Origin of the sequence: Flavobacterium sp. RHBU_3, assembly GCF_046613565.1 — a bacterium.
GTDB lineage: Bacteria > Bacteroidota > Bacteroidia > Flavobacteriales > Flavobacteriaceae > Flavobacterium.
The window spans coordinates 74,745-95,130 of sequence record NZ_JBKJHC010000007.1 but is presented as its reverse complement, the minus strand read 5'-3'; the positions used below and the strand labels follow the sequence as shown (position 1 = coordinate 95,130).

Below are 20,386 nucleotides of genomic sequence, written 5' to 3'. Positions count from 1 at the left end.
AAATCAAAACCTTATGAAAAGATATTTTTTATTGTTGCTGGCCGTATTTATATCCGTCCCCGTGTCGGCTCAAAAGACAGCCATAAAATTTGCCGATTCAGAGATGAAACGCTTCCCGCAGGCATGGCAGCTGGATCACGGCAGCCGCCTGTATTTTGGATATTCGCAGGGATTGGGGTGCCTTGCCATGTTAAAAGTCTGGAAACAAACCGGCGACCGTAAGTATTTTGATTATGTGCAAAAATGGACGGACAGCATTATTAACGATAAAGGCGAAATCCACCTGTATGAGGTGGAAACATATAATATAGATTACGTAAATTCGGGCAAGGTACTGTTTGATGTCTATAAACAAACTAAAAATGAAAAGTACAAGCTGGCTATGGACCGGCTGGTAAAACAGCTTAAAAACCAGCCCCGTACCCATGAGGGCGTGTTTTGGCACAAGCTCATTTACCAGCACCAGATATGGCTGGACGGGCTGTATATGGGGTCGCCTTTCCTTGCGCAGTATGCCGCTGAGTTCAACAAACCCGAGTTTTTCGATGATGTTATCAACCAGTTTTTGGTGTGTGCCAAACATACGTATGATGCCAAAACGGGCTTGTATTACCATGCCTGGGATGAGAGCAAAACCCAGAAATGGGCCAATCCCGAAACAGGGCAATCACCTAACTTTTGGGGGCGCAGCATCGGCTGGTGGTACATGGCGCTGGTAGATACGCTGGATTATATTCCGCAAAACCACCCCAAAAGGCAGGAACTTATACAACTGGTACAGCAACTTGCAGAAGTATTGCCGCGCTATCAGGACAAAACCGGCCTTTGGTACCAGGTGGTGGATAAAGGCACGCAGCCGGCCAACTACCTTGAGGCTTCGGTGTCGTCTATGTGTATGTACGGTTACGCTAAGGCGGTCAACAAAGGCTACATTGATGCCAAATACAAAAAAGTAGCCGAGAAAGCCTACGACGGCCTGATGAAAAACCTGATTGTAAAGAATGCCGATGGTACGCTGACCCTTACCAAATGCTGCGCTGTGGCGGGGCTTGGCGGTACCCCGTACAGGGACGGCAGTTTTGAATATTATGTAAACGAACGCATACGCGATAACGATGCCAAGGCTACAGGCCCCTTTATTATGGGCTGCCTGGAGCTTGGAAAATAAAACCACATTATGAAAAAAACTTTTTTACTGCTGTTGTTATGCACAGTGTTTTTAGCGGCGGCACAAAACCAATGTGATTACCTGTATAAAAACCTGCCGTTCAGCATGCCGGTGGTAACCCCGCCAACGTTCCCGGACAGGGAAGTTTCCATAAAGGATTTTGGTGGCGTAGGCGACGGCATTACACTGAATACACAGGCATTTGCCAAAGCTATTGACGGGCTTTCGGCTAAGGGAGGCGGCAAACTTATAGTACCTCCGGGGGTATGGTTTACCGGGCCTATAGTTTTAAAAAGCAATATCAACCTGCATTTACTGGCTGGGGCGGTAATCCTTTTTTCTCCCGATAAAAATCTGTATCCTATTGTTGAAACCTCGTTTGAAGGGCTGGATTCGCGCCGATGCCAGTCGCCTATATGGGCTAAGGGGCAAACCAACATTGCTATAACAGGCAACGGTGCTATAGATGGTAACGGCCAATACTGGCGTGCGTTGAAAAAGGATAAGGTTTCGGAGCGTTTCTGGAAAGAAGCTACTTCCAAAGGTGGTGTATTTAAACGCGCGGATTACTGGATGCCATCGGCGCAGTTTAAACGCGGTGATTCTATTAGCGATATGAATATACCCCGAAACCTGAAAACAGATGCCGAGTGGGCTGCCATACGTGATTTCCTGCGCCCGGTTATGGTAAGCTTGCAAAGCTGCAAGAATGTACTGCTGCAAGGCGTTATCTTCCAGAATTCACCGGCATGGAACCTGCACCCGCTGATGTGCGAGAATATTATCATAGAAGGTGTTAAGGCTCGCAACCCACCGTATGCACAAAACGGTGATGCATTGGATTTAGAATCCTGCAAGAATGCCCTGATTATCAATAGCACTTTTGATGCCGGCGATGACGGTATTTGTATAAAATCAGGTAAGGATGAGGACGGGCGCAGGCGTAATTTTGCGTGCGAAAATGTAATTGTAGACAACTGTACCGTATTTAAAGGCCACGGCGGTTTTGTGGTAGGCAGCGAAATGAGTGGCGGAGTAAAAAATATTTCTGTAACTAACTGCCAGTTCCTCGGGACCGATGTAGGCCTGCGTTTTAAGAGCAAGCGCGGCAGGGGAGGTGTGGTAGAAAACATCTATGTATCGAACATCAGTATGTTTGATATAGTTACCGAACCGCTATTATTCGACCTGTATTATGGTGGTAAATCGGCGGTGGAGACTTTAGAGGATGGTGAGAAGGCATCCAAAACTGAAGTAATGCCTGCCGTAGATGAAACCACGCCGATATTCAGGAACATCTACATTAAAAATGTAGTATGCAGCCAGGCAGGGAGGGCGATGTTCTTTAACGGCCTGCCCGAAATGCCTATCGATAATATAAACGTTCAGGATATTATTATTACAGCCAAAAAAGGCGCAGAGTTAGTAGAATCTGAAAATATTAACCTAAAAAACATCAAGATTATGGTAGCGCAAGGGCCTGCGCTGAAGCTTAAAAATGTAAAGAATGTTCAGGTTGAAGGTTTTGAAACCGATACTGCCACCGCTACGGCTTTTGAAGTAGAAGGCAGCAGGTCGGCGAATATTACTATAAAATCACCTTTGGGCAAAGATAAGCTGAAAACGGCAAAAGACGTGAAAAAGTCGGTTGTAAAGCTATCGGTAAAGTAAGCGTATGAGGGCTTTATTCACCATACTCATTATAGTATGTACCCATTTTACCTATGGGCAATCACCTGCCAAATCCCTTACGGAATATAACGTAAGGGATTTTGGCGCTAAAGGTGATGGCAAAACACTGGATACCGATGCCATAAACAAGGCGATTACTTCTGCTGCCGATGCTGGTGGTGGTACGGTGGTGCTCCCGGCGGGGAATTACCTGAGCTTTTCCATTCGCCTTAAGAGCAATATTACCCTGCATCTTGCAGCCGGGGCAACGCTCATTGCCGCCAATATGGACGAGCATCCCGGAAAGTATGATGACCCTGAACCAAACGTTTGGGGCGATTCTTTAAAGTACCAGGACTTTGGCCACAGCCATTTTCACAACAGCCTCATTTGGGGCGAAAACCTTGAGAATATTGCCATTACGGGTTTCGGGCGTATCTATGGCAAAGGGCTGCAAAAGTGGGGCAATGCCAAACCGGGTTTGGGCAACAAATCTATTGCCTTAAAAAAATGCCGAAACGTAACCCTGCGTGATTTCAGTGTACTGCATGGAGGGCATTTTGCCATATTGGCTACAGGCGTGGACAACCTTACCATAAACAACCTGATGATAGACACCAACCGCGATGCCATAGACATCGACTGTTGCCGTAATGTACGGGTGTCTGATTGCGCGCTGAACTCACCTAACGATGATGCACTGGTGCTTAAGGCTTCGTATGCTTTGGGTTGCGCCGCACCAACCGAGAATGTGACCATAACTAATTGCCAGGTGTATGGTTTTGATGAGGGTACTTTTCTGGACGGTACATTCCAACAGACACAAAAGGCCGCACCCGATAAGGGCGTGGTAACCGGAAGGATAAAGTTGGGAACGGAAAGTAACGGCGATTTCAGGAACATAACAATAAGTAATTGTGTTTTTAAGCATTGCCGAGGGTTGGCATTGGAAACAGTAGACGGGTCGGTGCTGGAAAACATTACGGTATCTAACGTGGTGATGGAAGACGTACTGAATGCTCCGTTCTTCCTGAGGCTGGGCAGCCGTATGCGTGGTCCTGCCGATGCCAAAATAGGCAGCTTAAAGCGTGTGCTCATAGACAGTGTGGTGGTTACCGCCAATAATCCGCAATACGGTTCTATGCTCATGGGCATACCGGGGCATGATGTGGAGGATGTTGTTTTTTCCAATATTTACATTAAGGTAAAAGGTGGCGGTACCAAAGAGCAGGCTAAAACTGTGGTTCCGGAAAAGGAAAACTCATATCCTGATCCGCAGGAGTTTGGGCAGATACCTGCTTATGGGTTTTACATTCGGCATGCAAAGAACGTCAGGATGCATAATATTACGCTGGAATTTGACGAAGCCGACTACCGCCCGGCGTTTATCTTGGAGGATGTAAAAGGTGTAGAACTCATTGATATTAAGGCGGAAACCCTTCCGGGTGTACCAGTCTTTGAGCTGAAAAATGTAACTAATTTTACCATCCACAGAATAAATAAACTGAAGGATAAGGATATTAAAGCGATAAAAAGCTTAAAATTGTAAGTGTAAATTACACACAAACGCTATAACCAAAATGAAGAAAATTTTTAGTTTTTTATTTGTGGCAGGCTTTATATTGAATGCCGTTGCCCAAAAAAAGCCGGTGTACTTCCCCGAAAGCGACCTTACCATTACGGGGGCGTATTATTACCCTGAGCATTGGGATGAAGTGCAATGGGAGCGTGATTTCAAGAAAATGAGTGAAATGGGCTTTGAGTTTACCCACTTTGCAGAGTTTGCATGGGCACAGCTGGAACCCGAGGAAGGTAAATACGATTTTGCGTGGCTGGACAGGGCAGTGGCTTTGGCAGCCAAATACAAGCTTAAGGTAATTATGTGTACCTCTACTGCTACGCCGCCGGTATGGCTTACGCGCAAGCACCCGGACATATTGAAGATGCGCGAAGACGGTACTCTTATGGATCATGGGTCGCGTCAGCATGCGTCTTTTTCGAGTGAAATTTATCGTACCTATTCAATGAAGATGATTGCCGAACTGGCTAGGCATTACGGTAAGGACGACCGTATTATAGGGTGGCAGCTGGATAACGAACCGGCAAGCAATGTAGACTATGGCAAGGATGCCGAAAAACGTTTCCGTGCCTGGCTGAAAAACAAATACAAGAATATCGATGCCCTTAACAAATCGTGGGGTACTAATTTTTGGAGTAATACCTATACTGATTTCGAACAGATAAATATACCGCAGCACAGCCAGTGGGGGATGAACCTTTACCAAAGATTGGATCACAGCCGTTTTTGTGACGAAGAAACCGCTAATTTCTTGGATCTTTCGGCTAAGGAAATCCGTAAGTATTCTACCCCTAAGCAGTGGATTACCTCAAACTACATCCCGAATTATGAATCGCGCTATATTGGCAATAGTAAGCAGCTCGATTTTGTAACCTATACCCGTTATATGGTATATGGCGAACATAATGGAACAGGGCCAAAAGGCTACCGCGTAGGCGAGTATTCGCGTATTGCCATGGCTAATGATTATTTCAGGCCGCTTTCGCCAAATTACGGCGTTATGGAATTGCAGCCCGGTCAGGTAAACTGGGGCAGTATCAACTCACAACCCATACCGGGAGCCGTACGCCTGTGGCTATGGCATGTATTTGCCGGGGGCAGTAAGCTTACCTGTACGTATCGTTTCCGTGCACCTATTTACGGTTATGAGCAGTATCATGCAGGTATTATAGGTACCGACGGCGTAACCCCAACACGTGGCGGGCTTGAATTTGAACAATATATAAAAGACATTAAGCTGCTGCGTAAAAATAAAAGCAAAGCCCCGCTTCCTGTAGATTACCTGAAGCGTAAAACGGCAATCCTCTACGACCCGGATAATACTATAGCAATTAACCAAAACAAGCAAACGGTAGTTTGGGATACCGAAGCCCACGTGCTTAAGTATTACAAAGCGCTTAAAGGTATGGGGGCACCGGTGGATTTTATTCGTGATTCTACTGATTTTGCCCAATATCCGGTAATTGTATTGCCTGCTTACCAGCAGATGAGCCGCAAGCTTATTGCCAAGCTTACCGATTATGTAAGCAAGGGCGGAAATCTGGTGCTTTCTACCCGCACCGGTCACCAGGATGAGCAGGGGCACCTTTGGGAAGCAAAGCATGCTGAACCGATATGGCCGCTTATTGGTGCTGAAATAGAATTTTATGACCTGTTGAAGCCTCATGCATCGGATAATGTGGAAATGGGTACTAACAGTTATGCATGGACAAGCTGGGGCGATGTGCTGAAACCGACTGGTAATACACAAACCTGGGCAACCTATGCCGGTGATTTTTATGCGGGTAAAGCAGCGGTAACCTTCCGTAAGGCAGGTAAGGGCTCGGTAACCTACGTGGGGCCTGACAGTAATACCGGCGAACTTGAGCAGGCTGTAATGCAAAAACTGTACGGTCAGCTGAACATTCCGGTAGAGCACTACCCTCCAGGTGTGATTGTAGAGTACCGCGACGGTTTTGGTATTGCACTAAACTATGCGGATAAACCTTATGAAATGAAACTGCCAAGAGGCACTGAAATCCTGATAGGAAAAACTACCCTTAACACAGCCGATGTTTTGGTTTGGAAACTGAAATAACAGCTATAAAGTAAGCAATGAAATTTATTCGTTCAACGTAGTTAGTCAGCTCCTTAAAAAGAGGACTATTGATACAATTTGAATAAAAAATGGAACGTTTTGGTATGGTTGCTTAGGCATTAAAAGCCATAATTTTGAGAATGCTATAGTGATTGTTCTTACAATTATTATAGCATTTTCTGTTTTTAGTTTAAACAGTAATTATTCTGAATGTAACATGTAAACCAAATGAAAACACCGATTAAAATTTTTGCTTTATACGCTTTGCTATTGCTCAGTGCTAAAACATCATATGCCAATACTGCCAGCCTGAATTCTTTGCATACTAAGGATAAAGAGCAGGACCAGCAACCTTTGCAATGGAAAGCCCAATGGATAACTATAGGCTATGCCGAAGATACTATAGCTAAACCTGCACAGTATTTCCAAAAGAACTTTTCATGTGCTAAAAAGGTTAAGAGCGCTATAATCCATATCACCGCCCATGGGCTTTATGAAGCTTCTATAGGCGATAAGCGTGTGGGCAATGCTTATCTTACGCCGGGGTGGACGGATTACAACAAGCGCCTGGAGTACCAAACGTATGATGTAACCAATATGCTAAAAAAAGGGGATAATTCTCTCACGGTTTCGGTAGGTAACGGGTGGTATCGAGGTGTCTTTGGATTTGAGATGCATGACTTTTACGGAAAGGAACTTGCACTCCTTGCCCAGCTTGAAATAACGTATACCGATGGTAAAAAGGAAATCATCGGAACAGATGCATCATGGAAATGCGGTACGGGCCCTGTAGGAGCTAACAGCATTAACCACGGTGAAATTGTAGACGGTAATAAAAGCATTGTATGCGATAAACCCGTTACTATAGCAAACACAGGCTACGATAAGCTGGTTGCCGATACCAGTGTACACGTTACTAAACACGAAACCTTTAAACCTATTAAGGTTATTACAACCCCAAAAGGTGAAATGGTGCTTGATTTCGGACAAAACCTAGTGGGGTGGGTTGTAGTAAATGCCGGCGGTAGAAAAAGCGATACCATTAATTTATTACACGCCGAAGTACTGGATAAGGCCGGCAACTTTTATATGGATAATATGAGGACGGCCAAAGTAAAGGCTACCTATATTTTAACGGGTAAAAAACAGTTGTATGAACCGCACTTTACCTATTTCGGGTTCCGTTATGTAAAGGTAACAGGTGTACATGGGACTATTAATCCTGACGATTTTACTGCCGTTGCGCTCTATGCCGATATGAAACCAACGGGTACTTTTGAATGCAGCAACCCCATGCTGAATAAGTTGCAGCAAAACATTGTGTGGGGGCAGCGAGGTAACTTCCTTTGTATTCCTACTGACTGCCCGCAGCGCGACGAACGCCTGGGCTGGACAGGCGATGCGCAGGTGTTTAGCCGTACCGCCGCATTTAACTATGATGTAAACCAATACCTTTCGCACTGGCTGGCAGACCTTGCCCTGGACCAGCAGCCGAATGGTTCGCTACCGCACGTTATCCCAGATGTGTTAAATGGAGCAGGTGGTTCAGCAGGTTGGGCTGATTCTTCTACCATCATTCCATGGACGCTTTATGAGGTGTATGGTAATAAACAAATTTTGGAAACCCAGTATCCATCGATGAAAGCCTGGGTAGAGTTTATGCGAAAAGGAAGTAATAATAACCTGTGGAATACTTCATGGCATTTTGGCGACTGGCTAAGCTACCGCGACCCACATGACGACGGTACCGATGCCATTACAAACAAGCAGGAAATTGCACAGTGTTTTTATGCCCACAGTACACAGCTGCTTATTAACGCCGCAACGGTGCTTAATAAAAAGGATGATATAGCTTTCTACACTTCACTTTTAGAGAAAATCAAGGAAGCGTACAGGCATGAGTACATCACCGGAAGCGGCCGCCTGCTTAGCGATACTCAAACGGCTTATGTACTGGCATTGCAGTTTGATATGCTGCCCGAAGCCAACCGTGCAGCAGCTGCAAAATACCTTGCCGATAACATCCATAACTATAAAGACCACCTTACCACCGGATTTTTAGGTACGCCATATTTGTGCCATGTATTGTCACGTTTTGGGTATACCGATTTGGCCTATACATTATTGTTGCAGGATACGTTTCCAAGCTGGTTGTATCCTGTAAAAATGGGTGCGACGACCATATGGGAACGCTGGGATGGGATTAAGACAGACGGCTCTTTCCAGACTACGTATATGAACAGTTTTAACCACTATGCCTATGGAGCTATTGGCGACTGGATGTACCAAAACATTGCAGGTATTCAGTTGGGTTCGCCGGGTTATAAAAATATTGTAATTAAGCCAGTACCGGGCGGCGGGCTTACCTGGTGTAAAGCAAGCTACGATTGCCCTAATGGCAAAATAGCCGTGGACTGGAAACTTAATGCCGGTAAGCTGATGCTTAATGTTACCATACCGAAAGGCAGTACGGCTACAGTAATTTTACCTGATGGAAAAACGAAACAGGTAAATTCAGGTACACATCATTTCGAAGGTTAATTTAAGAAAGGCTTATACACAAAAAGCGATTGGAATTTTCCAATCGCTTTTTGTGTATGTGCTAACCTCTATTTTACAGGGAATACGTAAAACTTACGTTCGGGTTTAAAATCAATCATCCACTGGTCGGCCACAATGTGGTTATCCAGTGCAGTTATGGTAAGGATGTGTTTCCCTTTGGTAAGCTTGTGTTTCGTTTCGCGTACAGCCTGCCCGCGCAGTACATTATTTTTCCACACCTCACTACGGAAAGGTTCCTTAAACGAACATACCTGAGGTTCTTCGTTATCTATTTTTACGCTAAAGCGTATGTCCCCCTTATCGTTCGGTTGTGTAGGGATAACGGCAGTACGCAATACGGCATCGCCATCAACCGTGCTGTCAAACTCAAACGTAAGTGAACCACCCTTCGGTATGGAAACCGCATTCATACTGTGTCCCAAAGATTGTATTACCTGCACATTCCCGGTACTTTTGCTGTAGTCTTTGGCATTTTTTGCAATAATACCATCGGTAGCAAGTGGGGCAGGCGCCATTTTGGTAACAGGTTTTGTATTGGCGGTCGCGGTTTCCGGCAACGGAAGTTTTGGCTCGGCAAAAACATGTAAATCCCTTGGGTTGTAACTCATGGAGTGTTTCCATTTCCCGCCCGATAGTGTGTTGTTATAATAATTGGTAAGCTGTACAATTTCGTTGTATGCATTACGGCTGCTGATACAGGCGTTTATAAGGCTTGTGTTTTTAGCCCATTCACTTTCATGGATTGTAGCCGCAATGGTATTGGCACGTTGCGCTTCCAGCCACTTAGCCGCCATAGCAGATGCGCAGTATACCGGGTATTTCACCGTAATGAAAAACGCATCCTTACGCGTAGGGTCTATATCTTTTTCGGCTTCAGTAACCAGCTTTTTTATGTTTTCATAATCGGCAAGGTATCGGTCCAGCTCCCCTCCAAATTCTGTAATACTGAATTCTGAGTTTATAACAGGGGTCCAGCCTTTAGGATATTTTTGCTTGTCTTCCTCCACGCGGCTCCAGCCCATAAACTCAGGTCGGCGTATACCACACAGGCGGTAAAATTCCTGCATGGCCGGTACCAGCTTTTGGGTTGCTTTCTCGCCAAATTCGCGCTTAAGCCAGTTTTCCCTGTGCTTATTGATAGTAGACGGCGTAAACGATTTAAAATCCCATGCCAAATCCAGGAAAAATTCCAGGTCGTAAGCGGCAGGCTTCAGGTCGTGTACGTTTACAATCCACAAACGGCGTGCGTTGTGGTTGTAGGCTTCGCTCATTTCGTTGTAAATAAGTCCCGGCTGTGTGGTGGTTAGCCAAAGGTAATCGTGCGGGCGGCCCCAGTAGCTCAGGTGGTAGTACACCCCGGCGCCACCGCTGCGTTTTTGCTGTTGGCTGTCGCTAAGGCGGGTCATATAACCGTAGTTATCGTCGCACCAGGTAAGGGTAATATCATCGGGTACGTTCAGGCCGTTTTCATAAATAGCAAGTACTTCCTTATACGGCACAAACTGCTGCGGGATTTTTGTAACGTCCTTATTAATGTATTTGGTAAGAAGTTCACGCTGCTCGTAAATCACCTTTTGCAGTGCGGCGGTTTTTTCCTGTAGGGTATGTACGCCTTCCATTTCGCCGTCGTGCACGCCACGCATGCCTATGGTGTAATAGTTTTCCAGCCCCTGCACTTCCTTAAGGCGCTCAGACCAGTAATTAATCACGGCATCGTGGTTGTCTATAAAGTTGAAATGCCCGCGTACATGTTCATCCCATTCGCCTACGTTGTTGCGCATCAGGGGTTCGCAGTGTGACGTACCTATCACTATACCGCATTCGTTGGCAGCTTCCTTGGCACCCGGGGCAAAATAAAACGGCACGGTAGCCCCGTGCATACCCGGCCATATAGCATTGGCGCGCAGCCTCATCAGCAGCTTAAAGACCTCCTTATAGGTTTTACCCGAAATAAGGCCGTCTTTGCCCTGTGGGTCAAAATGCTTCCAGCTCCAGGGTTGCAGCGACCAGTCTTCGTCGTTAATAAAAATACCACGATAGGCCACAGACGGGTACTGGAAACTCCTATAATCAGCGGCAATGGTAAGCTGCGTTTTTTTGGCGGGATACGCATCAGCCCACCACACCCACGGCGATACACCGGCCAGGCGCGAAAGTTCCAGTATACCGTAAGCAGTGCCGCGGGCATCGCTGCCCACAACCAGTATCTGGTTCTTTACCACTTTTATAAAGAATGCATCGACCCTGGTGGTAAGGCTGTCTGTGGGTACGCCAAGCGAGCGCAGCCCGGCTGCATTTTTTGCATCCAGCAACATTATACGGATGGTAGCCGACTTTTCAGGAGCGTGTTGTGGCAGTATGTCCGTAACAAGCTTCAGGTCATCGGTAAACATCCCGATAGCGGTTTTTACTACCGCCGGTGTGGGCTGCTGTAATGAATAGGTAACCGGCTTTTTTCCGTTAAACCATACCAGCGGGGCGTCTTTAGCCCAAGATGCGGTAACGGTGAATAAGCCGATAAGCAGTAAACAAAATGTTTTTTTAATACACATAAATACTTTGGTTTTAATCAAATAAAATTTAGAATTATATCAAAGCAGCTTTCGGGGTGTGTATCTAATGAGCAATGTTACAGTTTTTTTGTTAGTTGGGTAACCTGCCCTTACCTGCTTAGGGTAAAAGAATAAGAAGTAAGTACTCACTACTGTGTATGAAAATATTGTAAATTTTAAAATGTAAAGTGTTTGATTTACATAATTTTATGTGTTTATGGTGTGTTTTACAGGACAGTTCATGACAGTAGTTTAGCGCAAACGTTTTAGATTAGCAGGATATTATAAATTTTATCTGATGTGTAAAATCTTTTGCCTTATAGTTGTCGGTATAGTAAGTATGCAGGTATTTTCCCAGTCGAAACAACTGCAATACCTTTCAGGAACCGATAACGAGCATACCGTAGCATGGGACTTTTGGGTAACCGGAGGCCGAAATTCGGGCAAATGGGGCAAGATACAAGTGCCGGGGCATTGGGAACAGCAGGGGTTTGGTGCTTACAACTACGGACGCGACTATGTAACCTACGGCAAAAACTTTCGCTTTAATGATGAAAAGGGAATTTACAGGCATAGTTTTACCGTACCCGATAGCTGGAAAGGACAGCAGGTAAACATTGTTTTTGAAGGCTCTATGACCGATACCGAAGTAAAGGTAAACGGACAAGTTGCCGGGGCAGTGCACCAGGGATCGTTCTACCGCTTTAAATATAACATTACCGATAAAATCAAATTTGGCAAGGAAAACAAGCTCGAAATAACAGTATCTAAAATGTCGGCCGATGCTTCGGTAAACAATGCTGAAAGGCTTGCGGATTATTGGATTTTCGGAGGGATTTTCCGTCCCGTGTACCTTGAAGCCGTTCCGCAATCACATATAGAATGGACGGCCATTGACGCCAAAGCCGACGGCGCTTTTACAGCAAACATTCACCTTGAAGGCGTGCAACAGGCTGCTGAAGTTTTGGTTGAAGTAAAAGGTAAAGACAATAAGGTAGTTGGCTCGGGTACTGTAGCCGTAACAACAGGTGATACCCTGAAGCAGGTAAAGTTGGCCGTGAAAAACCCGCTGCAATGGACTGCTGAAACACCCAACCTTTATACGGCATATTTTACGCTGAAGCAGGGTGGAAAGACGGTGTATACTACCAATGATAAATTTGGCTTCCGTACTATTGAAGTCCGCCAGGGTGACGGTATTTATGTAAACGGTGTTAAAATAAAAATGAAAGGGGTAAACCGCCATGTATGGTGGCCGGAAACAGGGCGTACCATCAACGCGAAAATAGACCTTTCCGACGTGCAGATTATCAAAGGCATGAACATGAATGCCGTACGTTGCTCACATTACCCACCCGATAAGGCGTTCCTGCAATACTGTGATTCATTAGGATTATATGTTATAGATGAGCTTGCAGGCTGGCAAAAAGCCTACAGCACCCACGCCGGTATACCGTTGGTAAAAGAAATGGTAATACGCGATGCCAATCACCCGTCTATCATATTCTGGAGCAATGGTAACGAGGGCGGGCATAACTTTGACCTTGATGATGATTACGGCAAATACGACCTTTCGGCGCGCCCTGTAATCCATGCCCACCACAAGCCGGGCAATGATTTTGGCGGCATCGACTGTAACCACTACGAAAACTACTACAGCAGCAAACAGATCATTGAAGATAAAAACATTTACATGCCTACTGAGTTCCTGCATGCGCAGGACGATGGTGGCGGTGCGGCTTCACTGGCTGATTTCTGGGAACTGCACTGGAATACCAAGCACGGTGCAGGCGGTTTCATCTGGGCATTGCTGGATGAAGGCATTGTCCGTACCGACCGCGACAACCGTATTGATACCAACGGCATCAACGCTCCCGACGGGCTGCTTGGCCCGCACCGCGAAAAGGAGGGAAGTTACAACGCTATTAAAGAGATATACTGCCCGGTGAAGATTACCATGACGGGTATAGATGATAAGTTTAACGGTACCATACCGGTAGAAAACCGTTACCACTATACCAACCTTAACCAGTGTACCTTCCAGTGGGAACTGGTGAATTTTGAAAGCCCGAAGAGCAGTGTGTACGGCTATACTACTTCGCAAAAAGGCAGCGTAAAAGCGCCAAACGTAAAGCCGGTACAAAAAGGCGAAATAAAACTGGCATTGCCAAAAGACTGGAAAGGCTATGATGCGCTATTGCTTCGTGCTACAGACCCGCAGGGTAACGAACTGTACACATGGACCTGGAAAATAAAGAAGAACAAAGATATTGTTGAAACCCTTATAAAATCGCCTGAAAAGCAATCGGAAGTTACGGCTAAAGATACCGATGCCGGGATAGAGCTTTCGGTGAACGATATGGTGGTAACCATCGGTAAAAAGGACGGCCTGCTTACGGCTGTGGTACCTGAAAAGGGTAAAAAGATGTCGTTTGCCAATGGCCCTGTACTGGTTTCGGGTACTGCTACGCTGCAAAACATCAGGTCGTATAAAGACGGTACTGCACAGGTGGTTGAGGCTACCTATACCGGTGATATGAAAAAAGTTACCTGGAAATTGAATCCTAACGGCTGGCTGGAACTTTCGTATGAATACACTGCCGAGGGGGAATTCTTTTATTCAGGTGTGAGCTTTAACTACCCTGAAAACTATGTGTTCGCAGCCAAATGGCTGGGCAAAGGCCCGTACCGTGTTTGGAAAAACCGCATACAGGGTACTACGCACAACGTTTGGGAAAACCTGATTAACGATGCCGAAACCGGACACTCTTGGGGTTACCCGGAATTTAAAGGCTACTATGCCGATGTTACCTGGCTGCAAATGGATACCGCCGAAGGTAAGTTTATAGTAGGCACAGAGCAGGACAACCTGTTTGTGCGCCTGTTTGATTTTTATGGGCTTACCGGCCCGGTACCGTCACCGGAGTTGCCTAAGGGTGATATTTCGTTCCTTGAAGCCATACCTCCTATAGGCAGTAAGCTGGCATTCAACATTAACAATAAAACGGATCAACTGGGGCCGTTAGGCGAACTTAATAAACTTACCGGTACAAAAAAACGTACCCTTTATTTCTACTTCGGTACACCGGAACCTGATAATAAAGAGAAGCAGTTCGTAATGCCATCCGAAAACATACTCACAGATTAACCTCATTAAACAATAGCTATAACCACAAAGAATATGAAAGCAAGATACATTTTACCACTTGTATGCGCCGTGAGTTTTCCGGTGGCAGCGCAGCAGTATGTAAACGGTAAGGGCAGCGATGCCACATCGCCACTGCACCTGCAAAAGCCCGACTATACCATGCCCTATGATGTGCCTAAACAGGAGGATGTAAAGGCATTACTCGACCGCGTGTTTGCATACCTTGATGAGGCTACGCCTGCCATGATGCTGGATAAAAAGACGGGTGCCGAGTATACCAATACCAAATCGATAGACAACAACGTAACGCTTAAGATGGGGGATTACCGCCTTAACAGCTACGAATGGGGCGTTACATACGGAGCCATGCTTCGTGTGGCCGATGTAACGGGCGATAAGCGTTATTCGGAATACGTTCGTAAGCGTTTTAATTTTATAGCTGCCTGGATGCCTGCTATACAGAAAGCAGTTGAAAGTGGTAAATTATCTCAGAGAGATGCACCGTTTGGAGCGTTCTTAAAACCGCATGCATTAGACGATTGCGGCGCTATTTGTGCTGCCATGATAAAAGGCATCAGGTCTAAAAATGTGAACGGCGATTTAAAACCAATGCTGGATATTTTTGCGGATTTTATCAGTAATAAGGAGCACCGCCTTTCAGACGGTACACTGGCAAGGCTACGCCCCCTTAAAAACAGCTTGTGGCTGGATGATATGTATATGGGTATACCTGCATTGGCACAACTAAGCCTGTACACTGGTGAAAAGAAATATATGGATGATGCCGTAAAACAGTTTAAACAGTTTGTGCCACGTATGTTTAATACCGAAAAAGGTATTTATATGCACGGCTGGATTGAAGGCATGGAGCCGCACCCGCAATTCCATTGGGGCAGGGCAAACGGTTGGGCTTTACTAACCGCTACTGAGTTACTTGACATACTGCCTGAAAATCACCCTGACCGTGCCTATGTATTGGCACAGTACCGCGCCCATGTTAAAGGACTTGCGGCTTACCAGTCGGCTACAGGGTTTTGGCATCAATTACTGGACAGAAACGATTCTTACCTGGAAACTTCGGCTACAGCCATATATACCTACTGTATAGCAAGAGGGGTTAACAACGGTTGGCTTAACGCTGAAGCCTATGCGCCAATGGCTGTATTGGGCTGGAATGCTGTTTCCACCAAGATAAATGATAAAGGTGAAGTAGAAGGTACCTGTGTGGGTACGGGTATGGGCTTTGACCCTGCGTTTTACTACTTCCGTCCGGTAAACAATAAGGCGGCTCATGGCTATGGGCCGGTAATTATGGCTGGTGCAGAGATTATTCAATTGGTAAAAACCAGCGGAATGAAAATTAACGACAGCGCCATACATTATTACCAGAAGTAATTTTTTAAAAGCCATCAAGATGCCAAAGATATTTTATCCCATAATAGTATTCTTTCTGTCGCTTTTATGCTTTGCGCAGCAAAACTCGTTCAAGTTTGATTTTGGAAAGGGTAAGGCTGAAAAAGGATTTATAAAAGTAACACCTGAAACCAAATACAATGTAAAAACAGGTTACGGCTTCGACTTTGACTCTGAAGTGCAGGCGGAAACCCGTGGCGGCAAGGGGGTAAAAAAAGATTTTATTACCGGTACAAAGCCGTTTTACTTTTCGGTAAAGCTGCCGGAAGGGAACTATGATGTAAAGTTGGTTCTTGGGGACGTAAAAGGTACTTCGGCTACAACAGTCCGTGCCGAATGCCGTAGGCTGATGCTGGAAAATATAAAGACAAAACAGGGAGAAACCACTGAGCAAACCTTTACTGTACACGTGCGCGACAGCCTTATTCGTGATGAGAAGGGTAACATCATAGATAAGCTTAAGCTTAAAAAACGAGAAGGTAACCACCTGCACTGGGATAACGTGCTTACACTGGAGTTTACCGACTCTATACCTAAAGTATGTGCTGTAGAGATAACTCCAAACAAAACCGCAGCTACCATATTTCTTGCAGGCGACTCTACAGTTACAGACCAGCCCGGGCATCCGTATGCCTCATGGGGGCAAATGTTCCCGGTGTTCCTTGTGCCGTCAACCATAGCGGTTGCAAACTATGCCGAAAGTGGCGAGACCATGCTGGCTTTTGAACGCGAAAACCGTCTTAAGAAAATATGGAGCATGGCCAAGCCCGGCGATTACCTGTTTATAGAGTTTACCCATAACGACCAGAAACCGGGAGGCAACCACCTGGAGCCGTTTACTACTTTTAAGGATAAACTGAAGGAATGGATAGCCGAGGCGAGGAAAAGGAAGCTGACCCCAGTGTTAGTCACTTCCACAAACCGCAGGAATTTTGATGCAGAAGGCCACATTGTAAATACGCTTCTGGAATATCCTGAAGCCATGAGACAGAATGCCAAAGAGGAAAACGTGGCGCTGATAGACCTTACTGCTATGAGTAAAACATTCTACGAAGCTTTGGGTGAGCAGGAATCGATGAAAGCGCTGGTACATTATCCTGCTAATACTTTTCCGAACCAGGAAAAGGAATTACAGGACAATACCCACTTCAGCCCGTATGGTGCTTATGAGCTTGCCGAATGCGTGGTAAGCAGCATCAGTAGCCTGGGTTTGCCTTTGGCAAAATACATTCGCAAAGATGTGAAGAAGTTTGACCCTGCTAAACCGCTGGCGCCAGTACAGTTTTACTGGCCTGCAAGCAGTTTTACCAATACCCGCAAGCCCGACGGGAACTAAAATTTAAAGAATGAAAATATACAAAATACTACCTGTACTGTTTAGCTTTAGCCTGCCGCTTGTATGTGTGGCACAGCAGCAATGGCCTGAAGTTACCCAAACCGCCAAACCGTGGACGCGCTGGTGGTGGATGGGCAGTGCGGTAGATAAAGCAGGTGTAGATAAGCAACTAAGCCAACTGGGAGGTGCAGGTTTTGGTGGCGTGCAGGTGGTGCCTATCTATGGTGCAAAAGGATACGAGGATAAGTACATAAGCTATCTTACACCTGACTGGATGGGGATGCTGGACTATACCGTAAGCGATGCCGCTAAATACGGCATGGGTGTGGATATTTCAGTGGGTACAGGCTGGCCGATAGGTGGTCCGCAGGTTACAGCGGAAGATGCCGCGAGTAAAATGGTGGTTCAGGAGTATACCCTAAAAGCAGGTGAACCATTTAAAGATAAGATTGCTATAACCGATGAAAAACAGAAGGGTGTACCCGGTGTTGCTCTTAGTGCTGTAGTGGCGTATAATGATAAAGGAAAAGCTGAAATAATAATCGATAAAGTACTGGCTGACGGTACGCTGAAGTGGAACCCAAAAGCAGGAGTTTACCAGATATATGCATTGTTTACAGCAAAAACCGGACAGAAAGTAAAGCGTGCTGCACTTGGCGGTGAGGGCTTTACCTTAGACCATTTTTCTGATGTGGCGTTGGGCAATTATTTTAAGAAGTTTGATACGGCTTTTGGTGGTACCAGCCACGGGGTGCGTTCGTTTTTTAACGACAGCTACGAGGTATACGGTGCCAACTGGACAGCGGATTTCTTTACAGAATTTGAAAAAAGACAGGGGTATGACCTGAGGCCTTATATAAAATACCTTGTTGAAAAGGCCGACGACGATGTTACCACACGTGTAAAAGCTGATTACAGGGAAACCATGAGTGCTTTGATGCTGGAGAATTTTACTCAGAAATTCACAGCTTGGGCTAATGGTAAAAAAGCAATGAATACCAACCAGGCACACGGTTCGCCGGCAAACCTGCTCGACCTGTATGCCGCCGTAGACATCCCCGAAAGTGAAACCTTTGGAAGTACACCGTTTAATATACCAGGATTGCGCGGCGCCGGTGCCGAAGCACAGGAAGTAGGACCTGACCCGAGCATTCTGAAATTCTCATCGTCAGCAGCGAACGTTATGGGTAAAAAGCTTACGTCAAACGAAACGTTTACCTGGCTTACCGAGCATTTTAAAACCTCATGGAGCCAGTGTAAACCCGAAGTGGAGCAGGTATTTTTGAGCGGTATTAACCATGTGTTTTACCACGGCACACCGTATTCGCCTGCCGATGCCCCGTTCCCGGGGTGGCTGTTTTATGCTTCGGTAAACTTTACTCCGCAAAACAGCATGTATCCTCACCTGAACGGATTGAATGAATACATAGCCCGCTGCCAGGCCATACTGCAAAGTGGGCAACCGGATAACGATGTGCTGGCCTACTGGCCTGTGTATGATAGCTGGATGAGCGCTAAGGGTCTGGATATGCCGTTTGGCATCCATCAGATAGACAACTGGCTGTGCCCAACGGTTTTTTACCAAAATGTTTCGGCATTGCAGGGCATGGGATATGCGCTGGATTATGCTTCAGACAAGATGTTGGCTGATGCCAAAGTGGTTAATGGGCAAATTAAAGTTAACGATAACGGCGCGGCTTATAAAGTTCTTGTAATTTCTAAAAGCAATTATATGCCGGTAAGCACGCTTGAAAATATCATCAGGCTGGCTAAAAACGGCGGAGTTATAGTATTGCAGGGATTCCCGGATGATGTGCCGGGGCTGGATAACCTTGAAACAAATCGTAAAAAACTGAAAGACCTGATTGCTTCCATCGCTTTGGTACAAAAGGCAAACGGTATTAGCGCGGCGGCTCTTGGTAAAGGTAAAATCATTGTAAGTAATGATACTGCAAAAGGATTGGCTTATGCTAATGTAGAAAGGGAAGCACTTGTAGATACCGGACTGAAATACATCAGGCGCAAAACAGAAGATGCAACGTACTACTACATTGTAAACCATCAGGATGTAGAGGTTGACCGTTTTATCAACTTTAATACCATTGCTACTAATGCTGTGCTAATGGATCCGCAAACCGGGGCTATCGGTACTGCAGATTTCAGTAAGCAGACAAACAGCACAGGAGTAAGACTTCAATTAGTGCCTGGTGAGGCTATGTTTGTAAAGCTGTCTAATAATACGCCTTCAGGCAAGGACAATTGGCATTATATAAATTCAGTTGAGAAACCTGTTACCATAAATAGCAAGTGGAAGCTTCATTTTGTAAGCGGAGGCCCTGAAATCCCTGCCGACAGGGAACTTGCTGCACCACAGCTTTGGACGGATTTTACTGACGATGTTGCTACACAAAACTTTTCGGGTACTGCTGTGTATAGTACCACTTTTAAACTGAAAAAGAAAAAAGGAGATGACTATATACTTACGATAGACACATTAGACGAAAGTGCACGGGTAATAATAAACGGGCATGATGCCGGTATTATATGGTGTGTGCCTTTTCAGCTAAATATAGGCAAGTACCTGAAAAAAGGCGAGAACACCATACAGATAGAGGTGTGTAACCTTATGGCAAACCGCATCCGCTACATGGATAAAAATAAGATGGAGTGGCGCAAGTACCACGAAATAAACTTTGTAAACATTAAGTATAAAGACTTCGACGCTTCAAACTGGGAGGTACAGCCTTCGGGTATAAGCGGCGTGAATATACTGCCTGTGGATTATAAATAGGGATTTTGGTTAGAGCTAACTGTGATTGTTTCTGAATCGTGTTTTTAATACATTTTTTCCGGAACATAGTTGCAAGTAATCAGGTAAGT

General features: G+C 45.6%; 10 protein-coding genes. 9 read left to right on the top strand and 1 reads right to left on the bottom strand.

What is annotated here, in order from left to right:
• Positions 1 to 13: 13 nt before the first annotated feature.
• From ACLI1A_RS11450 to ACLI1A_RS11430, 5 genes are all read left to right on the top strand, one after another.
• Positions 14 to 1,168, top strand: coding sequence for a glycoside hydrolase family 105 protein (locus ACLI1A_RS11450; protein ID WP_411408794.1), 1,155 nt, complete (start codon positions 14 to 16; stop codon positions 1,166 to 1,168).
• A gap of 9 nt (positions 1,169 to 1,177) precedes the next feature.
• On the top strand, positions 1,178 to 2,839 hold the full coding sequence (locus ACLI1A_RS11445; RefSeq protein ID WP_411408793.1) for a glycoside hydrolase family 28 protein: 1,662 nt from the start codon (positions 1,178 to 1,180) through the stop codon (positions 2,837 to 2,839).
• A 4-nt stretch (positions 2,840 to 2,843) separates the two neighbouring features.
• Positions 2,844 to 4,388, top strand: a complete 1,545-nt coding sequence (locus ACLI1A_RS11440) for a glycoside hydrolase family 28 protein (RefSeq protein WP_411408792.1) — start codon at positions 2,844 to 2,846, stop codon at positions 4,386 to 4,388.
• 31 nt (positions 4,389 to 4,419) lie between these two features.
• On the top strand, positions 4,420 to 6,495 hold the full coding sequence (locus ACLI1A_RS11435) for a beta-galactosidase (RefSeq protein ID WP_411408791.1): 2,076 nt from the start codon (positions 4,420 to 4,422) through the stop codon (positions 6,493 to 6,495).
• 228 nt (positions 6,496 to 6,723) lie between these two features.
• Positions 6,724 to 9,036, top strand: a complete 2,313-nt coding sequence (locus ACLI1A_RS11430) for a family 78 glycoside hydrolase catalytic domain (RefSeq protein WP_411408790.1) — start codon at positions 6,724 to 6,726, stop codon at positions 9,034 to 9,036.
• Between the two features lie 68 nt (positions 9,037 to 9,104).
• Here ACLI1A_RS11430 and ACLI1A_RS11425 read toward each other — a convergent pair whose 3' ends face one another.
• The gene (locus tag ACLI1A_RS11425; RefSeq protein ID WP_411408789.1) at positions 9,105 to 11,609 is read right to left on the bottom strand and encodes a glycosyl hydrolase 115 family protein; all 2,505 of its coding nucleotides are present in this window, start codon (positions 11,607 to 11,609) and stop codon (positions 9,105 to 9,107) included.
• A 298-nt stretch (positions 11,610 to 11,907) separates the two neighbouring features.
• On the opposite strand from ACLI1A_RS11425, the gene ACLI1A_RS11420 reads away from it, so the two are divergent.
• The 4 genes from ACLI1A_RS11420 to ACLI1A_RS11405 are packed head-to-tail and all read left to right on the top strand — an operon-like array spanning position 11,908 to position 20,297.
• On the top strand, positions 11,908 to 14,757 hold the full coding sequence (locus ACLI1A_RS11420; protein ID WP_411408788.1) for a glycoside hydrolase family 2 protein: 2,850 nt from the start codon (positions 11,908 to 11,910) through the stop codon (positions 14,755 to 14,757).
• A 33-nt stretch (positions 14,758 to 14,790) separates the two neighbouring features.
• Positions 14,791 to 16,152 carry a glycoside hydrolase family 105 protein gene (locus ACLI1A_RS11415; protein WP_411408787.1) on the top strand — a complete coding sequence of 454 codons (1,362 nt, stop codon included), beginning with the start codon at positions 14,791 to 14,793 and terminating at the stop codon, positions 16,150 to 16,152.
• Between the two features lie 19 nt (positions 16,153 to 16,171).
• Positions 16,172 to 17,506: a rhamnogalacturonan acetylesterase gene (locus ACLI1A_RS11410; protein WP_411408786.1), complete on the top strand. Its 1,335-nt coding sequence runs from the start codon at positions 16,172 to 16,174 to the stop codon at positions 17,504 to 17,506.
• Between the two features lie 10 nt (positions 17,507 to 17,516).
• Entirely contained in the window at positions 17,517 to 20,297 is a 2,781-nt protein-coding gene (locus ACLI1A_RS11405; protein ID WP_411408785.1) for a glycosyl hydrolase, read from the top strand.
• The last annotated feature ends 89 nt before the right edge of the window (positions 20,298 to 20,386 follow it).

Coding starts and splice junctions, on each gene's coding strand:
- ACLI1A_RS11450 (WP_411408794.1), top strand. CDS start 14: ATGAAAAGATATTTTTTATTGTTGCTGGCCGTATTTATATCCGTCCCC.
- ACLI1A_RS11445 (WP_411408793.1), top strand. CDS start 1,178: ATGAAAAAAACTTTTTTACTGCTGTTGTTATGCACAGTGTTTTTAGCG.
- ACLI1A_RS11440 (WP_411408792.1), top strand. CDS start 2,844: ATGAGGGCTTTATTCACCATACTCATTATAGTATGTACCCATTTTACC.
- ACLI1A_RS11435 (WP_411408791.1), top strand. CDS start 4,420: ATGAAGAAAATTTTTAGTTTTTTATTTGTGGCAGGCTTTATATTGAAT.
- ACLI1A_RS11430 (WP_411408790.1), top strand. CDS start 6,724: ATGAAAACACCGATTAAAATTTTTGCTTTATACGCTTTGCTATTGCTC.
- ACLI1A_RS11425 (WP_411408789.1), bottom strand. CDS start 11,609: ATGTGTATTAAAAAAACATTTTGTTTACTGCTTATCGGCTTATTCACC.
- ACLI1A_RS11420 (WP_411408788.1), top strand. CDS start 11,908: ATGTGTAAAATCTTTTGCCTTATAGTTGTCGGTATAGTAAGTATGCAG.
- ACLI1A_RS11415 (WP_411408787.1), top strand. CDS start 14,791: ATGAAAGCAAGATACATTTTACCACTTGTATGCGCCGTGAGTTTTCCG.
- ACLI1A_RS11410 (WP_411408786.1), top strand. CDS start 16,172: ATGCCAAAGATATTTTATCCCATAATAGTATTCTTTCTGTCGCTTTTA.
- ACLI1A_RS11405 (WP_411408785.1), top strand. CDS start 17,517: ATGAAAATATACAAAATACTACCTGTACTGTTTAGCTTTAGCCTGCCG.